At 43.6% G+C, this 20,640-nt stretch carries 21 protein-coding genes and 1 tRNA gene; 13 read left to right on the plus strand and 9 right to left on the minus strand.

The annotated features are described in order from the left end of the window. Positions 1-43: 43 nt before the first annotated feature. The 5 genes from tsaE to ICN38_RS06435 all read left to right on the plus strand — a co-directional run bounded on the left by tsaE (position 44) and on the right by ICN38_RS06435 (position 2,792). Positions 44-568: a tRNA (adenosine(37)-N6)-threonylcarbamoyltransferase complex ATPase subunit type 1 TsaE gene (gene tsaE / locus ICN38_RS06415; RefSeq protein WP_216256217.1), complete on the plus strand. Its 525-nt coding sequence runs from the start codon at positions 44-46 to the stop codon at positions 566-568. Between the two features lie 10 nt (positions 569-578). Continuing rightward, positions 579-1,904, plus strand: a complete 1,326-nt coding sequence (locus tag ICN38_RS06420) for an N-acetylmuramoyl-L-alanine amidase (RefSeq protein WP_216256218.1) — start codon at positions 579-581, stop codon at positions 1,902-1,904. A gap of 86 nt (positions 1,905-1,990) precedes the next feature. Further along, positions 1,991-2,066: transfer RNA gene (locus tag ICN38_RS06425), tRNA-Lys, on the plus strand. Positions 2,067-2,244: 178 nt separating this feature from the next. Beyond that, the gene (locus ICN38_RS06430; protein ID WP_216201644.1) at positions 2,245-2,466 is read left to right on the plus strand and encodes a DUF433 domain-containing protein; all 222 of its coding nucleotides are present in this window, start codon (positions 2,245-2,247) and stop codon (positions 2,464-2,466) included. Then, entirely contained in the window at positions 2,463-2,792 is a 330-nt protein-coding gene (locus ICN38_RS06435) for a hypothetical protein (protein ID WP_216256219.1), read from the plus strand. Before ICN38_RS06430 ends, ICN38_RS06435 begins: the two co-directional genes overlap by 4 nt. A 303-nt stretch (positions 2,793-3,095) precedes the next feature. On the opposite strand, the gene ICN38_RS06440 is transcribed toward ICN38_RS06435, so the two are convergent. Genes ICN38_RS06440 through ICN38_RS06450 form a run of 3 tightly spaced genes read right to left on the minus strand, consistent with a single transcriptional unit; the run spans position 3,096 to position 7,220 of the window. Further along, a complete protein-coding gene (locus tag ICN38_RS06440; RefSeq protein WP_216256220.1) occupies positions 3,096-4,988 on the minus strand; it encodes a multicopper oxidase family protein in 1,893 nt (630 codons plus the stop codon). A gap of 12 nt (positions 4,989-5,000) precedes the next feature. Continuing rightward, complete coding sequence (locus ICN38_RS06445) at positions 5,001-6,083, minus strand: hypothetical protein (RefSeq protein ID WP_216256221.1); 1,083 nt, start codon at positions 6,081-6,083, stop codon at positions 5,001-5,003. A gap of 21 nt (positions 6,084-6,104) precedes the next feature. Next, the gene (locus ICN38_RS06450) at positions 6,105-7,220 is read right to left on the minus strand and encodes a YHYH protein (protein ID WP_216256222.1); all 1,116 of its coding nucleotides are present in this window, start codon (positions 7,218-7,220) and stop codon (positions 6,105-6,107) included. Positions 7,221-7,398: 178 nt separating this feature from the next. Here ICN38_RS06450 and ICN38_RS06455 point away from each other — a divergent pair, with 178 nt between their 5' ends. Then, complete coding sequence (locus ICN38_RS06455) at positions 7,399-8,112, plus strand: TetR/AcrR family transcriptional regulator (protein ID WP_216256223.1); 714 nt, start codon at positions 7,399-7,401, stop codon at positions 8,110-8,112. Positions 8,113-8,114: 2 nt separating this feature from the next. Here the strand turns inward: ICN38_RS06455 and ICN38_RS06460 are convergent, their stop codons facing one another. Genes ICN38_RS06460 through gspM form a run of 6 tightly spaced genes read right to left on the minus strand, consistent with a single transcriptional unit; the run spans position 8,115 to position 15,372 of the window. Next, positions 8,115-8,999: a M23 family metallopeptidase gene (locus ICN38_RS06460; RefSeq protein ID WP_216256224.1), complete on the minus strand. Its 885-nt coding sequence runs from the start codon at positions 8,997-8,999 to the stop codon at positions 8,115-8,117. An 18-nt stretch (positions 9,000-9,017) separates the two neighbouring features. Continuing rightward, complete coding sequence (gene gspF, locus ICN38_RS06465) at positions 9,018-10,238, minus strand: type II secretion system inner membrane protein GspF (RefSeq protein WP_216256225.1); 1,221 nt, start codon at positions 10,236-10,238, stop codon at positions 9,018-9,020. 27 nt (positions 10,239-10,265) lie between these two features. Next, complete coding sequence (locus ICN38_RS06470) at positions 10,266-11,690, minus strand: GspE/PulE family protein (RefSeq protein WP_216256226.1); 1,425 nt, start codon at positions 11,688-11,690, stop codon at positions 10,266-10,268. Positions 11,691-11,692: 2 nt separating this feature from the next. Next, positions 11,693-13,933, minus strand: coding sequence for a type II secretion system secretin GspD (gene gspD / locus ICN38_RS06475; RefSeq protein ID WP_216256227.1), 2,241 nt, complete (start codon positions 13,931-13,933; stop codon positions 11,693-11,695). A gap of 36 nt (positions 13,934-13,969) precedes the next feature. Then, positions 13,970-14,719: a type II secretion system protein N gene (gene gspN, locus ICN38_RS06480; protein ID WP_216256228.1), complete on the minus strand. Its 750-nt coding sequence runs from the start codon at positions 14,717-14,719 to the stop codon at positions 13,970-13,972. Between the two features lie 35 nt (positions 14,720-14,754). Further along, entirely contained in the window at positions 14,755-15,372 is a 618-nt protein-coding gene (gspM, locus tag ICN38_RS06485; protein ID WP_216256229.1) for a type II secretion system protein GspM, read from the minus strand. 174 nt (positions 15,373-15,546) lie between these two features. Between gspM and ICN38_RS06490 the strand changes: the two genes are divergently transcribed. The 7 genes from ICN38_RS06490 to ICN38_RS06520 are packed head-to-tail and all read left to right on the plus strand — an operon-like array spanning position 15,547 to position 20,411. Then, positions 15,547-16,140, plus strand: a complete 594-nt coding sequence (locus ICN38_RS06490) for a hypothetical protein (protein ID WP_216256230.1) — start codon at positions 15,547-15,549, stop codon at positions 16,138-16,140. A gap of 51 nt (positions 16,141-16,191) precedes the next feature. Then, positions 16,192-16,635 carry a type II secretion system major pseudopilin GspG gene (gene gspG / locus ICN38_RS06495; protein WP_216256277.1) on the plus strand — a complete coding sequence of 148 codons (444 nt, stop codon included), beginning with the start codon at positions 16,192-16,194 and terminating at the stop codon, positions 16,633-16,635. Continuing rightward, positions 16,616-17,116: a prepilin-type N-terminal cleavage/methylation domain-containing protein gene (locus tag ICN38_RS06500; RefSeq protein ID WP_216256231.1), complete on the plus strand. Its 501-nt coding sequence runs from the start codon at positions 16,616-16,618 to the stop codon at positions 17,114-17,116. Before gspG ends, ICN38_RS06500 begins: the two co-directional genes overlap by 20 nt. Beyond that, positions 17,113-17,523: a type II secretion system minor pseudopilin GspI gene (gspI, locus tag ICN38_RS06505; protein ID WP_216256232.1), complete on the plus strand. Its 411-nt coding sequence runs from the start codon at positions 17,113-17,115 to the stop codon at positions 17,521-17,523. The genes ICN38_RS06500 and gspI overlap by 4 nt, the downstream gene beginning before the upstream one ends. Continuing rightward, positions 17,520-18,134 (plus strand): type II secretion system protein J, encoded by a 615-nt coding sequence (locus ICN38_RS06510; protein ID WP_216256233.1) that lies wholly within the window; start codon positions 17,520-17,522, stop codon positions 18,132-18,134. The genes gspI and ICN38_RS06510 overlap by 4 nt, the downstream gene beginning before the upstream one ends. A 1-nt stretch (position 18,135) precedes the next feature. Next, positions 18,136-19,089 (plus strand): type II secretion system minor pseudopilin GspK, encoded by a 954-nt coding sequence (gene gspK / locus ICN38_RS06515; protein WP_216256234.1) that lies wholly within the window; start codon positions 18,136-18,138, stop codon positions 19,087-19,089. Further along, positions 19,086-20,411, plus strand: coding sequence for a type II secretion system protein GspL (locus ICN38_RS06520; protein WP_216256235.1), 1,326 nt, complete (start codon positions 19,086-19,088; stop codon positions 20,409-20,411). Before gspK ends, ICN38_RS06520 begins: the two co-directional genes overlap by 4 nt. The last annotated feature ends 229 nt before the right edge of the window (positions 20,412-20,640 follow it).

Here is a 20,640-nt window from a genome sequence, read left to right on the forward strand (position 1 = left end):
GATGAATACAGAATGTAGCTCAATAATTGAATAAACTAGCGTAATGGGCAAAACACAGGCATCTATTGAGCACTATTGTAGGCAGGAAGCGCAAACAGCATCCTTAGCCAAGAACTTTGCCGCTAGCATTACTCAGCTTCTGAGTAAAGATCCACAGACTCACCTCAATATCAGCCTAGAGGGTGATCTGGGCGCTGGTAAGACTACTTTTGCTAGATACCTTATTCAAGGCTTGGGTCATGAGGGCAAAGTCAAAAGTCCTACCTATACCTTATGTGAGCTCTACCCACTCCAGATCGGTAAAGCAGCATTGACTGCGTATCACTTTGATCTCTTTCGGATGAATGATCCATTAGAGTGGCAAGAAGCAGGCTTTGGGGAATATTTCGATGAGCCTGGATTTTGTTTAATTGAGTGGCCTGAAAAAGCAGAAGGTACGCTCCCCACATTTGATATCCGAATTTCTCTCATAGCCGGTACCGAAGAAAATGATCGCAAGATTCATATTCAAGCGGCATCAGAGCTAGGGCTTAGCGTTCTCAATGCAATGAACACTATTGCTAAATAGCCAGCAAGTCATGAGTAAACAAAAAACCAATCTCTCCAGAAGAAGCTATTTACAAAGTTCGGCGAAGTTATTAGGTTTTGTTTTATTACTTGGTGAGATGGATATTGCCTGGGGCGCCAAGATTTTAGGAGTGCGAGTTTGGCCTTCTGAGGATTACACCCGAATTACCCTTGAGTCTGATACACCACTCCCTATTACTCAACAGATCCTGACCAATCCAGATCGTCTGGTGGTAGATGTGCAAGGGTTAGAACTTAATCCCACACTCAAAGATCTGGTAGCTAAGGTAAAGCCGAATGATCCTTATGTTTCCCAGATTCGGGTAGGGCAATTTCAGCCGGGGATTGTGCGCTTGGTATTTGATTTAAAAGAACCCATCAAGCCTCAGCTATTTACTTTAGAGCCTGTTGGGGAATACAAGTACCGCATGGTATTTGACCTTTACCCGACTACTCCGCCAGATCCGTTAATGGAATTAGTCAAAAGTAGCGCCCGCAAGGAATCGGCTTTAGCAAAGTCTAATGAAGAAATTGATCTGATTGCACAATTTGCAGCTAAGAAAGACATTCCGAAGGCTCCAGTAGCTCAAGCGATTCCAGAAACCAAAGAAGCACCAGCAAAATACAAAAGGCTGATTACCATTGCCATTGATCCAGGACATGGCGGCGAAGACCCTGGGGCGATTGGCTCTATGGGCTCCAAAGAAAAAAATGTAGTGCTCTCAATTGCCAAGCGACTGCGTGACAAGATTGAAGGTGAAGCGTACATGCGGCCATTCTTAACGCGTGATGGTGATTACTTTGTGCCTTTAAACACAAGAGTACAAAAAGCCAGACGCGTTGAGGCAGACCTATTCGTTTCCATTCATGCTGATGCCTTTATTCAGCCCCATGCCAAAGGGGCATCCGTGTTTGCACTTTCACAACTTGGTGCTAGTAGTTCAATGGCGCGTTGGATGGCTAATAAAGAAAATGCTTCTGACCTCATTGGTGGCATCAATATCAAGACCAAAGATCAGCAAGTGGCTAACTTGCTATTGGATATGTCGACAACTGCTCAAATCAAGGACTCCCTACAAGTAGGCAATTCGATTCTGAAACAAATTGGTGGATTTGCACCCCTACACAAAGGAAAAGTAGAACAAGCCAGTTTTGCCGTTTTGAAGGCTCCAGATATCCCGTCCATTCTGGTAGAAACAGCGTTTATTAGCAACCCTCAAGAAGAAGCTCGATTAAATGATGATGGCTATCAAGACCGCATCGCAGAAGCAATTTTGAAGGGAATTAAGGAGTATTTTTCTAAAAATCCGCCAGTCGCCAGACGCACTAATTCATAAGGGACTTGTAAGCACAAGGGTTCAAAGGGATGCCTTGATAGGCCAAGTAAAGCCCCTAAACTTCTTGCTATAATCTTTGTTTTACTGGGTCGGTAGCTCAGTCGGTAGAGCAGCGGACTTTTAATCCGTTGGTCGCGAGTTCGAATCTCGCCCGACCCACCAAAAATAAAGCCCTTGAATGTATATTCAGGGGCTTTTCCATTACAGAAACAGAAGAATTCAGAGCAACGGACTTTAGCACCGTTGCTCTAAAAACCAGTCTTAAGGCCTATAAAAGCACTACCTAATATGGGTGCTTTGAAGTGATGACTTTAAAACATCAAAATGCTAATATCTAATCATGATTAATTGGTCAAACTGCCCAGCTGTAGAAAGCGCTCCCGAGCGCGTTAGCGGAGCTTTGGTATTTTCCGGATCCCGCGTACCTATTGCTGCCCTCTTTGAAAATTTAGAAGATGGAATTTCGATCAAAGAATTTATTGAAATCTTTCCAGGCATTAAATTAGAGCAAGCCCGTGCTGTTTTGGATTTTGCAGCCAAGAATTCACTTACTGCTGCGTGAAAATATTATTTGATCAGGGAACACCTGCGCCCTTAAGAGATCTTTTACCTAATCATGATGTATCGACTGCTTATGAATTAGGTTGGTCAACTTTGAAAAATGGGGAACTCTTAAGCGCAGCGGAATCAAATGGTTTTGAGGTTTTTATTACAACTGATACTAATCTTCGCTATCAACAGAATCTTATCCAAAGAAAAATTGCCATAGTGGTGCTTAGCACAACCAGTTGGCCAAGAATAAAACCTAATACATCTGAAATTATTGCGGCAGTTAATCAGTCTTCAAGCAATAGCTTTATCGAAGTAAATATCCCATTTGATGACTAAGTAGCAATATATTTAAATCAGTGCAACGGACTGTTTATCCGTTGGTCATGAGTTCGAAAACGAAGTTTTGGCGTAGCCAATCATGCCCACTGCCCAGTTATGCAAAAACCTTAAAGAAATCTTGGAGATTTTTCTTTTTAGGCCTCTCTAAAGGTCTGCGCTAAGCCTGGCCTGTAGTGAATGAAGATCACAGATGTTGGGCTAAAAATTTTCTCATTTAATTTACATACCTTTGTAATAAAAAGAGTTAGTGGCCAAGTAGCCTATAGAGATAAAAGATCAACAGTATGTAGCTATTCGCTTCTATTGTGGAACTACCGTAACCCGCTGAATCATCCCTAGATCTGAATGTATAAGCATCTGGCAATGCATCAGATACGGCCCTGTGAAGTCATCAAAACGCATTCTGAAAGTGATCGATTTAGGATCTGAAGTTGTTCCGCCAGCAGGCAAAGCAACCGTGTCACACCAATAGGGCTTTATTGGTACACCATTGATCTTGGTAATCAACATCGGATTGACGTGAATATGAAAAACATGGGATAAGTTATTACAGTTGTAGATAGTCCACTCTTCTACGTCCCCGAGAATGACATTTTGAATCATCGTGTTCGAAGCTTGTAACTCGTAATCGTATTTTGGTACGGGATTAGGTGCAATGTAAACCGAACCCTCTATAGGTCTACCAGTAATCTTTGCCACCTCCTGTTTTGCCTTAGCAGTATTTTTCTTAATAGATTCCAAGGTATCGGAACCCATTTCAGCAAGACTATTCAATGCTTTATTCCATGCTACAAAATTACTATCCGTTTTTTGTTCTATTTGATTGCCAACCATATTAAAGATAATGCTGCGCTTCTTACCACCAGCAGAGGCAAACTCTTCGTCACTAATGGGTTTTAAATAATCGGAAACGGGTAGCGGTACTGATGGCATAGCACTTGCTGAATTTTTTTCAGCTACCGGTGCAATAGCTCTCTTCGCCTCCATCACAATCACCTTAGCCAAAACATCTCCTGGTAATACGATAGGATTATTGCTTTGGCTAATTTTGACTGGCAATGACCTCAATAAATAGGTTCCAGGCTTACCTGCTTTCACAATCACTGAAGAGCGATTACCTGCTGCCAATACCACTCCCCTGCCATCTTTTTGGCGGCTATCCGGAAATTCTTGATACAGACTGCTGCCCCATCCATCTGTTGTGTATTGATAGAGAATATGCTCATCTAAATTGAGATTGAGGTAATTAAATACTTGGGTATTAATAAAACGCCAACGCTGTACTTCTCCGCTTTCCATCACAATAGTAGGCTGACGCACACCATTGATTAATACTGGCTGAGTATTGATATAGCCAGGTCTATGTAAACCATGCCCAGTTGGATCATTGGCAATCTGCGCAAACCTTTCTAAAGAGCCTTCCCCTACTCCATAATTCTTTTCAATACTGTCTTTTGAAAAATACGGGGCTTGGAATAAGAAAATAAGTTCTTTAGCTTGTTCCATCTCTGGCAAATCATCCACTGGACCCCGAACCATGATGACACCCTGCATCAAGCTTGCAACTTGCATGGCACTAGAGCCGTGGTACTGAGGATGATAGTAAAAAGGTCCGGCAGGATGATTCTTGGGTAAGTTGTACACATACTGGCGTGTATCACCCCTTGGAATAACACCACCATCATTTGGATCAACTACATAATCACCATACTCAGTATCTTTTTTGTCTGGGTAGATTCCTGGAAATACATGCAAGCCATGGGTATGTAAATTAGTAGTATTGGGCTTGATGTAGTTCGTTGGATCCCGAAATGCTACGAAGGGTGGATTAACAGGTAGGTTATTGACTAACTTAATTCGCAATTGCTCACCACCTCGAACAACTAATGTTGGGCCAGAGTAACTAGATCCATGACCATCGTAGCCATAGGCCCTCAAGGAAACTGGATATTGTTGCCCTGAATCAACCCTAGAAAGTTTGCCATCCCAATACGATGCAGTCAGTGTGACATCAAGCACGCCATTTTTGGCTTCCAACATCATGGGCTGTACAAAAGTTTGCAGTGGATTTACATTCTTTGCTTCATCTTCTTTACTACACGCTGTGAAGCCTAAAGGTATTGCAGTTCCTGATACCAGCGTCACTCCCATGCGCAAGAAATCGCGCCGATGATTTTTAAGATTGCGATTCATTGACATAATCGTCTAGGCAATTTCAAAAAAGATATTGGGGGTTTTCTGCCTTGTTGCAGCTTTACCAAGCTGACCGGATTCATTACAACCCCAGCCCAAGAATTGGTTCTTGGTGATTGCTAAGGAATGGATTTCACCGGCAGCTATGGATTGGACTCCTGTTAAGGATGTAATTAGCGTGGGAATATTCCGAGATTGAAGATCGCCCAATCCAAGTTGACCGAAACCATTCCAGCCCCACGCGTAGACTTTTCCTGAAGACGCCAAGGCGAGTGAGTAATGCATACCAGCAGCAACTGCTGTGATCTTTTCTGGGAAGGCTATTGGTGTTGGGCGATCAAAATAAGGACGCTTCACATTTCCGAGCTGCCCCATATGATTACTACCCCATCCATATACGGTGCCAGCGGGTGTAACTGCTAAAACATGGGTTGAGCCAACAGCAATCGAAGCAATTGATGCTGATAGAACTACAGGCTCTGGATGCGGAATTGACTGGAGATGACCTAAACCCAATTGCCCAGCTGAATTACTACCCCAGGCATACACTCGTTGATCTTTACTTAATGCAAGCATGAAGTTATCGCCAATCACCACCTCTTGCATTGGTGGGATGTCGTTAATTTTTTCAGGTAAAGCATTAAATTGTGTGGTGCTTCGCCCCAATACGCTATCGCTATTGAGTCCCCAGGTATGAACATTACCCGCCTGATCTAAGGCTGCATAAATAAATTGCCCTGCTGCAACTTTAGATGCCGAAGGAATGCCGTCAATTACAGTTGGCGCCTCAGTGAATCGCTCCTCGCCACCAATTCCAATTTGGCAAAATCCCCAAATATAAGTCTGATTATTAGAAATGCCCAAGGTGGCACCATATCCGGCACAAACGCTTGAATACTGAGAAGGTTTTGCAATAAATACAGGCTCTGTCGAGGGGCCTCTGGTGCTACAGATATCAACATATCCTTCGGTAATGCGGCCGCTGCCTGCAGCACCCCAACCCAGAACTTCACCAGACTTTAATACCGCCAGGGTTTGAGTCTTACCCCCAGAAATTGCAGTAATTTCGTAAAGATCCTTTTTGGAAGTTCCCATGCATTCTTGAGATCAAGCGTTCTAGTTGAGGAAAGGATTAATATTGGGAAGAATAGAAGGACCATAAGGCACGCCCTCTTTCATTCCTAGATTAGGGCCTGGGGGGCCTAGGGCTGTATCGTAATCTACTATACCCCTGAAGCATCCAACTGAATAAGGGTACTCACGATTCAGGTGATAGTGGTAAATATTAGTAAGTGCACCATTCCACTGCACAGGTGCAGTATGGCCATGACATTGATCTAATTGTGCATTAGTAACCATCTGACCATCTTCACCACGAGGACCATAGATACCAAAACCATCTAAAGCATAACCAAATAATGGTGAGGGGCCTGATGTTCCCTGATTTGGGAAGCATTTCCATGAGTAGCCATGGAGGTGATATTGCTGGTTATAAGGATGACCCCAACATTGATCCAATGGCAATGCATTCGTTGGGTTATACCAATTCCCAGTTGCATCATTAGCAACTTCAGCATGCCATACGGCACCAGTCAAAGTAATGCCAACAATGAGTGAGTTAATTGGATAGAAACCACTTACCATTGGATTTAATGGCAACTTACTGTTGAGGTTGTATGGTGAAATACCAATCGCAGCCGCATTTGAGTATGTTTGCCCGGTTGCTTGGTTTGTGCCACCTGGCAAAGCTGCGTAATAGGGGTAGGCTGCTGTTCCAGATTGGACTGGGAAAGTACCCATTTTCGTACTTGGCAAACCGTTACCCTGAAAATAGCGATAAATTGCATCAGTTGTTGTCGTAAATACACTTCCAGCAGGATCGTAAGCAGTTGCACTATTTGCGCCACTCACATAAGGAATTTGTGAAATAGTCATCAGGTTTGTACTAGTATCCGTCCACGGTGTTGCTAACTGAGATAGCGTTTTTGCAATTCCAACCAGATTTCCAAAGCTGATCGGCGTAGTAAAGTCCATGCAAAGATTATTTTGAGCACAATTAGCAGTGCTTGCACCATTGGTAGAGGTCACTAATGTAGTTGGCGTGCCAGGATCAGAAGAGGAGGCGGAAGAGGAAGAATCTGAACTACCCCCGCAGGCATATAGGCCTATAGTAGCTAAAATAACAAGCCCGATACATGCCAAATTTCTTTTAGCGATTTTTCTCATAGTCATCATTTCCAGGATTCAATAGGTGATTAAAAAACCGCAGTGGCGCTATCTAACACAATATTTATTACGATCCGCTTTAGAGCTACTTTATACAAAGTATACAATTTGTCAATATGAGAATATGAGTATTTGCACTCTTCATTTTGAATGCTTAGACCCCATAGAAGGTTAATATTTAGATATGAATAAAGTAAAAGACCATCGCGTTCGGGTAGCAGCGATTCGTCGCGAGGAAATGCAGGGACGCCTTCTACTCAGCGCCCTAGCTCTCGCCTCAGAAAAATCTATTCATGAGATCAGCGTTGAAGAAATTATTGAGCATGCTGAGGTTTCTAGAGGGACCTTTTATAAATATTTCAACACAGTACCGCAAGTATTTTTAGTATTGGCTAAAAAAATATCTAACGAGATGATTATTGCTTTTGACAGCTTTATTCCAACCATTCCTGATGCTGCTGTTCGTATTTCAATTTCGACTAGGATTGGAATGCGATTATTAGCAAATATCCCACTACTTGGTAAGTTAATGATGCAAATTCAATGGCCCAACCCGGATCCAGAAATTAATGGCTTTAAAAGTATTGAACGCGATATCAAGCTTGGCATTACTCAAGAGCATTTCAGCAAAATGCCTCCTGAAATGGGAGTAAGTCTCGTCGTTGGCAGCATGATGGGTGGGGTAAGCTCTATGCTAATGAAACCACCCTCAAAAGGCTATGAAGATCAAGTGACCCATCATATTTTGCTGGGGCTTGGAATACCCACTGAATCTGCTGCGGAACTTTCGTCTATTCCCCTACCTGAACTTCCTCCATTACCTATGAATGGAATCTTAGGGAAAATTTTCGCTCTGACGGAAGCTAATAAGGCTACTACAGTTAAACGCAGTAAATAAGTTTAGCTAGCTGGTACGCCCTCACGAAAAATTTCGTAGTGTAAATGGGGGCCTGTTGAACGCCCAGTAGATCCTGATTTGCCAATCACTTGAGATTTTTTGATTGCCTGGCCTACTTGCACTGATAGCTCTTGTGCATGGGCGTAACGCGTAATGTATCCATTGGGGTGTTTTACTTCCACCATATTTCCATAGTCACCACCCCACCCAGCTTTAATCACAATGCCATTAGCAGTTGCCAGGATAGGTGTACCATTAGGCGCTGGAAAATCCGTGCCATCATGCCAAGCAAGTTGATTGGTAAACGGATCAATGCGATAACCTAAACCGCTTGAGGGCGCCACTTCAAATGGCAGAGGCAATCCCGAAGGAGAGCTCTTCATGGCAACTTGTGTTTGCGCAAAGGCTTTTCGCAGCTCTAGTACCTGAGTACTCAATCCGATCGACTGTTCAATAGTACGGTCCAATCTCACTCCATAAGACTCCTGTCCAGAATCTAATTGTCGAGTCAGTCTTAAGGGGCCACCTTGAGCAGCGGATAGATTAAGACTTCCAGAATCATTAGTCGAGCTTGAAAATTGTTTGAGCTTTTCCTTTAAAGCAGCCAGTTGATCTAAATTGATCTGGGCCTCATCTAAACGGGCCTGTAATTCATGTAACTTGCGCTCGTAGTCCGCGTCTTTTAGTGGACCTTCTTTGCCACTGAGGTAGTTGGATTGGTTCACTGTTAGAAGTGCGTCTCTCGTTTGGTTTACCAGGGATGAAAGAAACCAATTCACCCCTACTAAGACTAATACCATTGCTATCAGTACGCTGATGATCTGCTGCCTTGAAAGATGAAACTCTCTTACTGGAGCAGTAGGACTAGTCATTAATAATATTTGCATCATTACCTCGCTGACCGATCAATGGATCGCTGAATTCATTTCTAAAATAGGTTGCATTACTGCCATCACAATTCCCAATACCAATAGACCCATAAGCAAAATCAGAATTGGCTCTAAAAGACTCGTAAATATTTTGGTTTTTTGCTCTGCTTCAAGTTCTGCGTTCTCAGCGCTGTACTTGAGCATTTCCCCTAGCTGGCCAGATGCCTCGCCAGAACGAATTAAGTGAATGAGGATCGGAGAAAATACGCCTTGACTGCCCAAGGCACGAGATAAAGCAGCACCTTCTCTTAAGCGCAACTCAGTAGAGTCAATCGCTTGACGTAAAACATAATTACTTAAGGTATTTCGGGCACTTTTCAAAGCATCTAAGATTGGGACATTGGCACTCACCAGCATGGACATCGTATTGGCAAAGCGCGCTGTTTCAAAACCCAAGAGCAATGGCCCTAGCACTGGCAATTTGAGAATAATGCGATCAAAACGCAAACGAATATCTGCACGATGAAGCGCTTTTCTAGAGAAATAAATACTAGCCACGATGGCGATTAGCAGTAGCCATCCCCAATCCACTAAAAAGTTTGAAAATCCTAGAACAAAACGAGTAGTCAATGGCAGAGTCTGTTTGGTGCTCTGAAATACGCGCGCAATTTGTGGCACAACATAGGTCATCAAAAATAATATGACCATAAATGAAACCCCCGTGAGCATAGCGGGATAGGCCAAAGCGCTTAGTGCTTTTTGTTTTAAAGCCTGACGTTTTTCTAAAAACTGAGCTAAATGAGTCAGCACTTGCCCCATTTGTCCAGATTGCTCAGCTGCAGCAACCACGCCTTGGTACAAGGGATCAAAACTTGCTTCTTGACTCGCAATTGCTTGTGATAATGGTAAACCAGCGCGTAATTCAGCAACCATGGATTGCAAAATATTTTTAATATGCTTTTTAGAGCTCTCATCCGAGAGGATCAAAAGCGCTTCATCAATTTGCACTCCCGAACGCACTAAAAGAGCAAACTGCTTAGTCAAGATAGCTAATTCACTTTTGGTCAGTGGTTTATTCGCAGAAAATAGGCGCTGCCAAAAGACCATTTTTACCCATTGCGTTTCAGGCTCAATTTTGACCGGTACCAATTGTTTTAATAGCAACTGTTGGCGAATGGCTCGCACACTCTCGCCCTCTACAAACCCTCGTTCACTTTTACCAGCGTAAGTGAGTGCTTCAAAGCGGTAGCGTGGCATATGGGAGTTAATCTTAATAATTTAAATTTAGTCGACTTCTACTGCGCCGGTCACGCGCAGCATTTCGGCAACAGTAGATTGCCCAGAGTCGATCCATCTCTGACAATCTTGGGCTAGATTTCTCATGCCATTAGCAATAGCTTGTTTACGAATCTCACTTTCAGATGCACGGTTATGAATGAGCTCTTTAATGGTTTCATTAGTTGTCATTAGTTCATAGATACCTGCTCGGCCGCTATAACCAGACTCCATGCAGCTTGGACAACCTTTGCCTTGACAAGCTTGACACTTCAAACGAATCAAGCGTTGCCCCAAAACACCAAGGAGCGTAGAAGAGAGTAAGAAGGGTTCAATACCCATATCAATTAATCGCGTTACAGCGGAAGGGGCATCATTCGTATGTAAGGTTGCCAACACTAAATGGCCAGTCAAGGAAGCCTGCACCGCAATTTGGGCAGTTTCCAAATCCCGAATCTCACCGATCATCACAATGTCAGGATCTTGACGCAAGATCGCTCGTAACGCTCTTGCAAAACTCATGTCAATACGAGAATTGACCTGAGTTTGCCCAATGCCGTCTAGGTTATATTCAACGGGGTCTTCCACCGTAATGATGTTATTAGTGTTATTGCGTAGTCGTAATAAAGCACCATATAAAGTAGTTGTTTTGCCACTACCAGTGGGACCAGTAACCAAAACAATACCGTGCGGCCGATGAATGAGTTGATCAAAACTGGTAAATGTATCCTCAGCCATACCCAGGGTTTTCAAATCTAAACGTTCATAGTTCTTTTCTAGCAAACGCATCACGACTCGTTCGCCATGAGAAGTTGGCAAAGTAGATACCCGAATATCAATCGCTTTGCCGCCTATACGCAATGAGATACGGCCATCTTGGGGCATACGTTTTTCCGCAATATCCAAAGAAGCCATAATTTTGATACGGGATACCAAGGCTGCATGTAAATCTCTACGCATATCGACAATATCGCGGAGATTACCATCAACCCTAAAGCGAACAACTGACTTACGCTCAAACGCTTCTAGATGTACGTCAGATGCTTCAGCGTGAATCGCTTGTTTCAAGATACTGTTAATCATGCGGATGACGGGTGCATCATCATTAACTTCAAGTAAATCCATGGAAACTGGCATCTCTTGTAATAAACGCGATAAATCTACCGTATCTTCTACTTCATCGAGCACTTGGGATGCATCGGAGTCCCCTTGCGCGTAGGAGACATTGATTAATTCCAGCACTTCATCACTCGGTTTTTCAATTCGCATCACAGGTCCTAGCGTGCGACAAATTTCATGAACAATAGAGAGATTGGTTGCCGGGCTATGTATTAAGGCAAAGCTCTCCACCTCGCCATTAATCGCTTCATTCGCAATCATCCTCTTCAGAAAGACTTGATTGTCCCTAGCGTAAGCAAACGGAATGCGTAGCATGATTACTGAGCCGAAGTACTTGTTGGCCCAGATGCTGGAGGATTATTTACTCCTCCAGAAGCAGGTGGACGTGAAACAGCCGGGTTTGGATTCAGAGTACTGGCTGGTAATCTTGGCGGAATCAAGGGGGCCTCAGAATTACCAATATTAGGCATGTCAGTCTCTTTAGGCAAGAGCATTGGCAATTGCTTAAATTGATCTTCCTTGCCTTGCATAACGCTCATACGATTATTAGTAATTTCATCTGTTTGATTTCGGTCTCGCAGTACATAAGGGCGCATAAAGACCAAAAGATTACGCTTTACCCGATTTTTATTGTCATAACGAAATAATTGACCAATAAAGGGAATGCTACTTAAGAATGGAATTCCACTAGATCCATCAGAATACTCATCTGAAATGAGCCCTCCTAGAACGACCATCTGCCCATCGTCGACTAAGACGTTAGACTCAATATTGCGCTTATTCAACACTACGCCAGAAGTGGTTTGCGCAGCAACCGAAGAAACCTCTTGGTAGATCTGCATTTTGACAATGCCGTTATCCGAAATTTGTGGCCTTACCCTTAAAAGAATTCCAACGTCTTGACGAACATAAGTCTGGAATGGTGTCACGGTGGACGTAGAGCCAGTAGTTGAATATGAGCCCGTCAGAATCGGAACGTTTTGCCCAACAATAATGCGCGCTTCTTCATTATCTAAAGTAATTAAATTAGGAGTAGACAGAATATTTGTACCAGCAGCAGTTTGTAAGGCTCTCACCAAAGCTGACATTGCATAAACACCATTGAAGCGACTAATTAAACCGAGATTTAAACCAGGCGCTGGGGCAACAGGCACTGCCCCCGTATTTGCCGCACCGTTTGCGATGGCATTCACGTTTTGATTGAGGCCAAAAATATTGCCTCCAGGTCCTTGATTTTGACCAGGAGTACCAAAATTGGTACTTCCAAATCCGACGTTTTGATTGCCCGATCCTACCAAGAAATTCCATTGAATTCCCAGCTCAGCTGCAGTTTCATTACTGACTTCGACGATCAGAGATTCGATATAGACCTGATTGCGACGAAGATCTAACTGCTCAATTACTTGACGCAGGCTGCGATATAAAGGCTCGCTACCAGTAATCAAAATAGAATTGGTTGCTGGCTCAGCCTGAATAAAGCCCCCAATATTGGGATTGCTAGAACTGGTTAAAGCGGATGTCGCCAAACTTGCACCGGCTCCTGGCTGCGCATTTATTGGTTGTGACGCTGGGTTCTGCTGAGGATTACTTGCTAAGGCAGGAGGAGCATTGCTGGAGCTTGCTACTTGAGCAGATAAAGCAGCATCCGCAGCCACCAGCGCTCGCAAGGTAACAGCCAATTTGCTAGCCTCAGCATTTTTTAATGGAACTACCCAAATATTTCCATTCTTGTTTCCGGGCGCATCTAATCTAGCCACAAGAATACGAACTTGCCTGACACGCTCCGCACTGGAACTGCGAATCAAAATAGAATTCGTACGCGGCTCAGACAAAATCATTGTCTTAAGTCCCGGATCGGCAGCGCCAGCAGCGCCTGTATCTAATACCTTATTCAAAATTGCTGCTACGTCACTTGAAAATGCGTATTGCAATTTAATCGTTTGCACATCCGTAGAAGTTGGCGCATCAATCGATTCTATTAAGGCAGCAATTCTTTGAATATTACTTGCATAGTCTGTAACAACAATAGTGTTATTGCCGGGATATGCATTAATTGTGTTATTAGGCGATACCAATGGACGCAAGACCGGTAATAAATTATTTGCCGACTCATAATTCAACTTAAATACGCGGGTAATAATCTGGTCGCCCTCTTGCTTACCTTTACTGGTTGTTACAGAGGTGCTTACTAGTTTGGCGTCGGCTTGAGTAACTACCCGATACATGCCATTGGTTTCCACCAATGCAAAACCTGCGGTACGCAATGCGGTTGAAAACGAATCCAGAGCTTTTGACTTCGTAACCGGTTTGTTCGTAATGAGGGTAATGGTGCCCTTCACTTGTGGGTCAACCAAGATGGTTTGCCCGGTTGCCTTTGCAACTACGCTAGCTACTGAATCAATATCAGCATTGTTAAAAGATAATGAAACGGTAGCTTGCTCAGTAGAAGCCGAATTTAAATTAGTGAGACTCTGCGCCATGACACCTGGCAAGAGGATCAATTGATTGCATAAGCAGCACAGCAGGAACTGTAAAAAATAATGGGGCTTCGTTTTCATATGGATCTGTTTTTGCATACCAAGTAATCTTGTCTTCTAATATTGCATGCGATAAATATCGCCATCTTTTCTGCCTAATAAAGACAGTAATCCAATCAGCGAGTCTTCTGCCTCTGGCGCAGCTGAAGCGCCGCCTGCAAAACGAAATCCTGTGCCAAGTTGAGAATTTGCCTCGCCCTTACCACTTAATAAAAGAGGTCCTGATACGGTATCAATCACAAAGCTCGTGCCCGATTGACTTAAGCTAGTCTTAATCTCATAACTTCCCAGCGGTTTAACAGCGCTGATGGGGCTAGTTAGATTGCTGACATTAATTCGAATATTTCCTGCGGTTTCTGAGCCACTTTTGAGATCGCTCCAATTTGCTACTAACTGACCACGGGGTCGCAGTGTATTCCATGGAGAACCAAAAGCTTCCAGAATAGATGCTGGCATAGTAATTTCTCCGCTAGCGACCTGAATCTGACCTAGGCCAAGAGAAATTGCCAAGGGTTTATCAAGCCCAACAAAATGAAAATGACTTAAGCACTGCCCCAGCATTACACTGCATTGAGTCTGCCAAGAAAATCGCTCGCTAATCGCAGATGGGTCACGACAGCCTTCACCATTCAAGTTAGGCTCTGCAAAACCCAATGCAGCACTGCCATTCCAAATCGTACCGGTAGCTTCATACAATGTCACTCGACAAGCAGACTGCTTAGCCGCCATGCCAGCCAACGCAGAAGCAGGTAATTGCTTTATCACCACCAGTAGCATGATTGCGCATAAGAGAACCCAAAATATCATAGGAAATTTGGGTCGAGAAGAATCTAAGTAGATTTTCATTGGCCAGTTTCCCCGCCTGAAGGTAGGAGACTTAATGCGGAATTCGGGTTGCCAAATTGTTTTAAGCTTGCGCTGACATTGACTAGTGAAATGGCGGGGGTTGAGCTGACCTCTACTCGCTCAGGATAAATATTCCAAGTGAGACGCAATGCCTCAAGAGCATCGACCACACTAGAAAATGGCACATTGCTTGCTTGCAATTCAATACGGGGTGGATTGTCTACAGTTAATCGTAATACTGTTGGCTTAATATTTTTTGACTGCAAGACAGTACGGATCTTTTGTAACTCGACCTCATCTAATGCCTCAAGCGTAGTGCTTTGTTGTTGGCTCGTCTTAGATAATTTGATCAAATTCTCAAGTTGCGCCCATTGCGCTGGGCGCAAAGATACCCGACCCTGCAAATCTTGCGCATAAGGTAAGACTAAAAAATCCACCAAAAGCCAAATGAAGGCAAGAGCACAAAACACCGCAATCAAAGGATGGGGTCTATGTGTGAGATGTGGCTTCTTAATATTTCCTAGAAATGCACCCAGCCAATTGCGTAAGGCGGGCAAAGTGACGTCACCCCAGTGGACAGCAACTTTCACCAAATTTTGAGGGGGTAATTTCACAAAAATCTCGTCCTGAGGCCAATTCAATCATCGTTGCTGTTTTCATAATGACATTCTGTATAGTACTATATAAGGCCATTGCCTATCCTGAAGAAAAAGCAAAAAGTAAGGTTTACGTGGTGGAAATGGCTATTTTGGAAATTAGCCTCACGCTACCCTGAGAAAGCGGACATTTTGAAACGATTTCAGACGCTTATTCTGAGTAAGTTAAGCGATACCAAAACGCAACTTCATTGGCATTTACGCCAATCGAAAAGCGCATTGGTCAGAAATCCGTTCATCCTCTTAGCTGTGACCCCAATCCGAGTAAGTAAAACTGTGACTTACATTCTCATGGCCCTTACCCTTGCCTCTACTACCTACTGGCTCATGCATATCTCACAAATACCAAGTCCTGCAAATAGCCTGGCAAACAACTTTAAAGGGACTACCCTTTATACCAATCAAGATATCAATTCTAGTTATCCCCTCTTTGGCATGAAACCGCTAGCATCAGACAGTATTATTTTGCGCGGTGTCGTGATTACCGAAAAAACTAAGGATGGTATTTCTCAAGGTTATGCATTATTTGATATTGATGGTAAACCTTCTGGCGCGATTGCTCTGGGTGAAAGCATGAATCGGGGGATGACATTAAAAACGATCGATTCTGAATCTGCTACGGTCATGTATCAAGGAAAAGAAATTGCTTTTTCCCTACAAAAAACTAAAAAAGAAAATACGTCTTCCAAAAAATCTTCCTTAGAAATCAAAAAAACACAAAATTAGTCTTTATAAGGCCACACAAAAATGACTCGTCGGTATCTCAACTTCAAAGATATGATTCATAGCAAACTTAAGAGCGCTAAAAATAGAGATGATGCGGGCTTCACCTTAATCGAAATCATGGTGGTGATTGCCATCATTGGTATCTTGGCTACTTTAATCGTCCCTCGCATTATGGGTCGTCCCGATGAAGCTCGTGCCACTGCAGCGAAACATGATATCGGCACCATCTCACAAGCACTTAAGCTCTACCGATTAGATATTGGTCGTTATCCCACTTCAGAGCAAGGTTTGAATGCGCTAGTAGCAAAACCCAGCGCAGATCCGGTGCCTCAAAACTGGAAGGCTGGTGGCTACTTAGATTCTTTACCGAAAGATCCTTGGGGATATCCCTATCAATATGCCAATCCTGGCACAAAAGGGGAAATTGATATCTACAGTTATGGAGCAGACAATAAACCAGGTGGGACTGGTGTAGATGCAGATATTGGAATCTAACAAAGTAAGTGGGGCTACTCCTGCTTCTATCTTTATAGATGGTGGCTTTACTCTCATTGAGATGTTAATTGCTTTAATGATTGTGGCAATTTTATTGAGCCTTGCAGTGCTAGCTATTCCAAATCATGATGAGCGTAACTGGCAAAATAATTTAGATCAATTAACAGCAACTCTCAATGCTGCTCAAGATGAAAGTCAATCATCAGGCATTCCGATGCGCGTAGAAATTGATAGATCTGGTTGGCGCTTTTATAAGCGAGACCCAGTCGACCAAACACAAAGTCTTGGCTCACAATCCACATTTACTCCAGATGCTTATAAGGCGCAATCTTGGTCTAAGCCCGTTATCATCCTGCAGGTTCAGTTCAGTTTGGGTTCAGAGTATGTCACTGAAGAATCGCGTATCAGCATTGAACAAGAAAAACGTACCGCAACCCTACTACGCTCTAGAGATGGCCACTTTAGCTGGACTAGCCCATGAGAATATCATCCACACAAAAAAATGGTTTCATTTTGGTAGAGGTTTTAGTTGGCTTAATAGTATTAAGTATTACCTTAATAGCTGCTCTTCGAGCTTTGGCATTAGGCGCTGACACTCAGTTAGCTGTTGCGCAGAGAAGCATGGCTCTATGGAGCGCTGATAACGCTCTGAACGAAATTCGAATGAAGCGCATTTGGCCTGAATCTGGCACTAGTACATTTAGTTGTCCCCAAGGGACTTTTGTATTTGTTTGTGAGCGCAAAGTAAGTGATATGCCCAATCCATCCTTTCGGCGAGTAGAAGTAACGGTGTATCTAGCCAGTCAAGCCAATAGCGTGCAAGTTAATGGCCCACGCCTTGCTTGGCTTGTTACCGTTGTTCCCAACTTCAGTGCTGGAGCGCTATGAGACCAACCAAGAAACCTCATCAGGATGCAGGCTTTACCCTCGTCGAAGTCATGGTTGCACTACTCATCATGGCGATTGTTGGACTCATGGCTTGGCGCGGCATGGATAGTCTGATTCGGGGACGAGAAAACATAGAGGGCCGCGCCAAAAAAGATGCGGTGTATTTACAGCTCGTACATCAATTTGAACGCGATTGCCAAGAAATGCTGCCCAGTACCGTGCTAGAAGTTCCTCAATACGCTGCTGGCAATAAAAATATCTGGTGGTTACGACGCTATTCCGAAACGAATCCAGTAAGTTGGATTATTGTGGGTTATGGCGCATCACCGATTGGACTTCAGCGCTGGATGAGTCGGTCCCTTTTGAATAAATCAGAAGCCTTAGCAGCATGGCAGTCAATTCTACGAGACCCTGATTTTATCTCTAGTGAAATGAAAGTAAGCCTAGAAGTTTCAGAAATCATTTCTCAACAGGCTAGCGTCATTACTAACGACCCCTTACCTGGAAAAGGTAATGGCGCCCCCTTGTTGGCTGGACTCAATATCCGCTGGGGACTAAAGAACATTCCCTTTCCAATTACCCGCTCTTGTTTAGCAGGTACGAGTTTATAAAATGCCTCATCACCGCTACCCACTAAGACGCCAATCAGATCATGGCTCAGCAACTGTAACAGCGCTCATAGTAGTTGGCGTAGCAGCTATCATCATTGCAAGCTTAATGTGGCGCCAACAATTACAAATTCGAAATATTGAAACTGCTCGTGGTCGAATGCAAGTTCAGTGGTTACAACATGGCATGATTGATTTCGCTAGGCTAGTGTTAACACAAGATCAACGTACTAGTACATCCGATCATTTAGGAGAAGCATGGGCACTCCCCTTGAGTGATAGTAAGGTGGCGGATTTTTTAAAGAATGTAGACATCCCCGATGAGCTGCAGTCCGTTTCAGTCAATGGCGGCATTACAGATGCTCAAGGCTTATTTAATCTTACTAATTTATGGAATACCAATCTACAAATCAACCCTAATGGTGTCCTTGAGTACTCACGACTACTCAATGTCTTAGGATTCAATCCAAATTTAGCGCAACTGACAGCTCAGGCGGTTCAAGAAAAGCAAATGGTCATTCAAGAAATTCATGATTTGATCGGAATTCCTGGTTATGATGCTTCTACCATTAGGGTCTTACGTTCTTTTGTCACCGTACTTCCAAACAACACTACTATTAATGTGAATACCGCTCCAGCTGAGGTATTGATGGCTGCATTTACTGGCTTATCTCGCTCATCAGCTAATGCTATTGTGCAAAATCGTTCAAATAGCCCAGCTAAAACCTTGGAAGATATTAATAGTCTGTTAACTCGCTCAGGTGCAGGTACAAATGTCACCATAGATGCCAGTCTAGTCAATGTAAACTCCCAATTCTGGCTCGCCTCAACCGAAGTAAAGCTAGGAAGTGGTATTTTTAAGAGCACTAGCTTAATACAGCGGTCCCCAAGTCCAATGGCCCTGGGCAACTATACTCAGGTTGTTTGGAATAGAACAAATCGGATATTGTCAGAATGAGCCTATTGATTATTCATTGCCCCATCAAGCCATTTAATCAAGTGGCTTTATCTGAAGGCGGCTTTAACTCTCAAAAAGAGCTATTCGAATGGTGTCTGGCTGAATCCAATGCGTTGAACGCGCAATTTCAATCCTCAGGTACTGGTTCTATCGAATCTATGCCTTATGCTGATGAAGTGATCGTTCTAATGCCCACATTAGATATTCGCTTACTTGAGAAAAAAGTACCTCTTGTTAGCGCAAAAAAATTAGAGCAAGTGCTACCAAGTCTCATTGAAGATGATGTGTTAGGCGGATTAGAAAATTCACTGGCATATACGCTACCACCATTGCCTGGACAAGCTGGATCTCAACGAACCATAGCCATCATGAATCGCTCATGGTTTGATTGGCTTACAACAGAATTTGAACGTATCCTAACATCGCGAATCCGCATGATTCCAGATTGCTTCATTCTTCCTCTTGAAAATGAGAGTATTGCAACAAGAGATGCAGAGCAATCTTGTCTTGCTTTAAAGCAAACTGACTTGCTAGCAATTTATACCTGGCATCAAAGTGAACATCTAGGGATCGCCTGGGTTGAATATATGCAAGATGCTTCTTTGCCCAGCCGCTTACAGCATCTCAAAGCACTTTCATGGTCATGGGAATGGATGCTTGGCAATACTTATGCCTATAGTCGCCGAACAGATATGGCGGCAAGCAGCCTGAATTTATTACTAGCCTCTCCTCATGCACGTAAGTCACACAAGAAGCGATCTCTTGCTTGGCTTAAGGATTCTGCAAGCCCCCTAGCCCACTCATCAGGTGCCATTGCCTCATGGCTAGACTATCGCCTCTGGATTAAACCTACTCGTTGGGCAGTTTATGCATCATGTAGCATGTTTTTAGGATTGGGTATTTATACTTCTTGGCTAGCGATCGATGATTGGCGCTGGGGCCGCAATATGGATATATCTGCTGCTCAATTTCTAGCTCCTGAAACGGCGAAACTACTCGCCCAAAGCAAAACAAATACTTCAATAGCGCAGGCCCTTACTATTCAAGTGAGTCAAGAGGCTCGCAATAAAGGTCTTGCCACGGATGCTGATTTCATAGCAATGACTGGAAAGCTAGCTCAGCTCAAGACTGCCCTTGGAAAAGGATCGATTGACAAAATGGAGTACGACGGATACCGCATTGATTTTGAATTTAAACCAGGTGGCGAACCACTGACTGCTGCCGATGTCATTAGTAAGGCGCAATCATTAGGATTGATGGTTGCAGACCTTGGCAACAGCCGTTATCGCCTTCAACCTTTTGCTGGATTAGGAACAAATTAGCCTGAGTATTTCCGTGTTAATCTGAGTCCGTCAGCGTCTAACTAGGCCTTTTAATCCGTTGGTCGCGAGTTCGAATCTCGCCCGACCCACCAAGATGTGGAAGGTCCGTACCGGACACATGGTTTACATCCGGTACCGACCACATGGTTTACACCTTTACCAATCACATCCCCAATACTTTGGGACCAAATGGATTCTCTAGGGCGCTAACCTTATGAGACTCCATATC

Source organism: Polynucleobacter sp. AP-Melu-500A-A1 (genome assembly GCF_018882125.1).
Lineage (GTDB): Bacteria > Pseudomonadota > Gammaproteobacteria > Burkholderiales > Burkholderiaceae > Polynucleobacter.